The organism is Cupriavidus sp. R6-3 (genome assembly GCF_059772245.1).
Genome location: NZ_JCBAJO010000389.1, coordinates 1 through 2647 on the forward strand (window position 1 = coordinate 1; position 2647 = coordinate 2647).

Annotated in this window: 4 protein-coding genes; 2 read left to right on the forward strand and 2 right to left on the reverse strand. The window is 69.3% G+C overall.

Translation table 11 applies throughout. The features are described from left to right. Together AC6EI8_RS25910 and AC6EI8_RS25915 are read right to left on the reverse strand one after the other, a co-directional pair. Positions 1-310, reverse strand: a 310-nt coding sequence (locus tag AC6EI8_RS25910) for a MarR family winged helix-turn-helix transcriptional regulator (protein ID WP_498383313.1), incomplete at its 3' end; no start/stop codon positions are given. Between the two features lie 39 nt (positions 311-349). After that, positions 350-919, reverse strand: a complete 570-nt coding sequence (locus tag AC6EI8_RS25915; protein WP_149317799.1) for a flavin reductase family protein — start codon at positions 917-919, stop codon at positions 350-352. Positions 920-1162: 243 nt separating this feature from the next. Between AC6EI8_RS25915 and AC6EI8_RS25920 the strand changes: the two genes are divergently transcribed. Then, positions 1163-2233, forward strand: a complete 1071-nt coding sequence (locus tag AC6EI8_RS25920; protein WP_149317800.1) for a 2,5-dihydroxypyridine 5,6-dioxygenase NicX family protein — start codon at positions 1163-1165, stop codon at positions 2231-2233. A gap of 114 nt (positions 2234-2347) precedes the next feature. Next, on the forward strand, positions 2348-2647 hold a 300-nt coding region (locus tag AC6EI8_RS25925), incomplete at its 3' end, for an alpha/beta fold hydrolase (protein ID WP_498383315.1).

Sequence of the window (2647 nt, forward strand, 5' to 3'; positions counted from 1 at the left end):
GGGCCCGTTCGCGTCCGCGCTCGGTGATCGACACCAGCGCCTGGCGCCGATCGGGCGCGCCGTCGCGGCGGCGCTCGACCAGGCCGTCGGCCGTCATGCGGTCGAGCAGCTTGGTCAGCGTCGGCTGCTTGGTCAGGGTGATATCGGCCAACGTGCCGACCGTGCAGACGTCGCGGTCGGCCAGCGTCGCCAGCACGCGCCATTCGGGCACGCTCAGGCCCGCCAGTTCGACCTTGCGGTGGAATTCACCCGAAACCAGATGGCTGGCGCGCGCCAGCAGATAGGGCAGGTAGCCGTCGACGAAGGGCATGGTCACGTTGGGCCGGGGGCGGAGAAGCGCGCGGGGCGATCAGTCGCGCAGCGGGCTGGTGGTGGAGAACGCGCCGCCCTGGAATACCAGCGGCAGGCCGCCGCTGCTGTGGATGCCGCAGCGCTCGACTTCGCCCACGAAAATCACGTGATCGCCCTCGTCGTAGCGGCTGCGGTTGTGGCATTCGAACCAGGCCAGCGCATTGGCGAGGATCGGTAGGCCATTGGCCGACAGCCGGTAGTCGACGCCGGCGAAGCGGTCGCCCTTGAGCGTGGCGAAGCGCTGGCACAGGTCCAGCTGGGTCGCGGCCAGCACGTTGATGATGTAGTGCGAGCCGCCGCGGAACATCGGCAGGCTGTTGGCGCGGTTGGCCATGCTCCACAGCACCAGCGGCGGATCGAGCGAAACCGAGTTGAACGAGCTGGCGGTGATGCCGACGAAGGGCGGATCGGCCGGGGATTGGCGCATCGCGCGCGTGGTGATGACCGTCACGCCGGTGGCGAACTGCGACAGCGCGCGGCGGAAATGCAGGGCGTCGAAGTCCGGCGCGGCGGCTTGGCCGTGCGGGCTCAGGTTCCCGTCAGGCGGGTTGGCGTCGGGAAATCCCATAGGTCGGGTACCGCTGATTTCCATGAAATTTCATATATTATTTGCCGCAGAACGCAGAATCACAAGCCAAGAAACACGGCCAGGAAACCCGGCCAGGAAATTCGGGCGAAGAAGTTCGGGCGAAAAAACACAAGCGAAGAAACACGGCGCGGGATCGCAAACGGCAAGGCAGGACTTTGCTGCGAACGCCGCGGAACACCGAGGGGCAGGCCCGGCCTCAATCAGCAGCAGAGGAGGAGTGTCATGCTCGTCGAGCAGATCGAACACCGCTGGCTGGCGGCCTTTCGCCGGACGCTGGAGCTGTGCGCGCTTTCCGCGGGTGAAGTTGTCGGCATTGTAGCGGAGTCGCAATCCCGACAAGTCATCGTGGACTTGGCCGAACTGGCGGTGCAGTCCCTGGGCGCGACCCCGATCCGCGTGCGGGTGCCGACCCCCGGGTTGCAGGCGCCGGCGCCCGTGCGCTCGACCGGCGCCAGCGATGCACTGCAGCAACTGGAGCCGGTGATCGCCGCGCTGTCGCGCTGCCACCTGGTGCTGGACTGCACCGTCGAAGGGCTGCTGCACGCGCCGGAATTGCCGCGGATCCTGCAGGGCGCCGACGGCGTGGTGCCGCGGCTGCTGATGATCAGCAACGAACATCCCGAAATCCTCGAACGCTGCGTGCCCGATCCCGCGCTGGAGACCGCCGTGCGCGCGGCGATGCGCCGGCTGCGCGGTGCCGCCGAAATGCGCGTGACCTCCGGCGCCGGCACGGACCTGCGCATCGGCCTGGCCGGCGCGCGCGTCGGCGGGGTCTGGGGCTATTGCAACAAGCCGGGCCAGGTCGCGCACTGGCCGGGCGGACTGTGCCTGGCGTTCCCCGCCACGGGGCAGGTCGATGGCACGCTGGTGCTGGCGCCCGGCGACGTCAACCTGACCTTCAAGACCTATCTGCGCGATACGGTCGTCTGCCATGTCGAGCGCGACTACATCGTCGGCATCGAGGGCAACGGCGTCGATGCCGACATGATGCGCGGCTACTACGCGGCCTGGGCCGACAAGGAAGGCACGCGGGACGCCTACGCGGTCTCGCATGTCGGCTGGGGCATGAACCCGCAGGCGCGCTGGGACGCGTTGACCTTCTACGACAGGCGCGATTGCAACGGCACGGAGCTGCGCGCGTTTGCCGGCAATTTCCTCTATTCGACCGGCGCCAACGAAGTGGCCGGCCGCCATACGCTGGGCCATTTCGATCTGCCGCTGCGCGGCTGCACGGTGACGCTGGACGGCGTGGCCGAGGTCGAGCAGGGGCGGCTGGCGGAGATGGCACGCTGAACCGCTGGCGCGCGGACCCGCTGACTCGCCGACACGCTGACTCGCCGACACGCTGACTCGCCGACACGCTGACACGCCGACACGCCGACACGCCGACACCCGCAAGGAGCCTCGATGCCCCCCTCCGACTCCCATCGCGAATCCAACCGCGATTCCCTGATCCGCCACCCCAACGGCATCGCCACCGTGGCCCGCGGCGACGGCCCCGTCGCCGTGGTGATGCTGCACGGCATCGGCGGCGGCAAGGCCGCGTGGCCCGCGCAATTCGATGCCCTGACCGAAGCCGGCTACCGCGCCGTCGCCTGGGACATGCCCGGCTACGGCGACAGCGCGACGATCGCCCCGTACGACTTCGCCGGCCTCGCCGCCGCGCTGGCACCGGTGCTGCAGGCCGAGCGCGGCGCCGGCCGCCGC

What these genes read in the sequence shown, in the direction of transcription:
- AC6EI8_RS25915 (WP_149317799.1), bottom strand. Translation starts at nt 919, where the DNA reads ATGGGATTTCCCGACGCCAACCCGCCTGACGGGAACCTGAGCCCGCAC.
- AC6EI8_RS25920 (WP_149317800.1), top strand. Translation starts at nt 1,163, where the DNA reads ATGCTCGTCGAGCAGATCGAACACCGCTGGCTGGCGGCCTTTCGCCGG.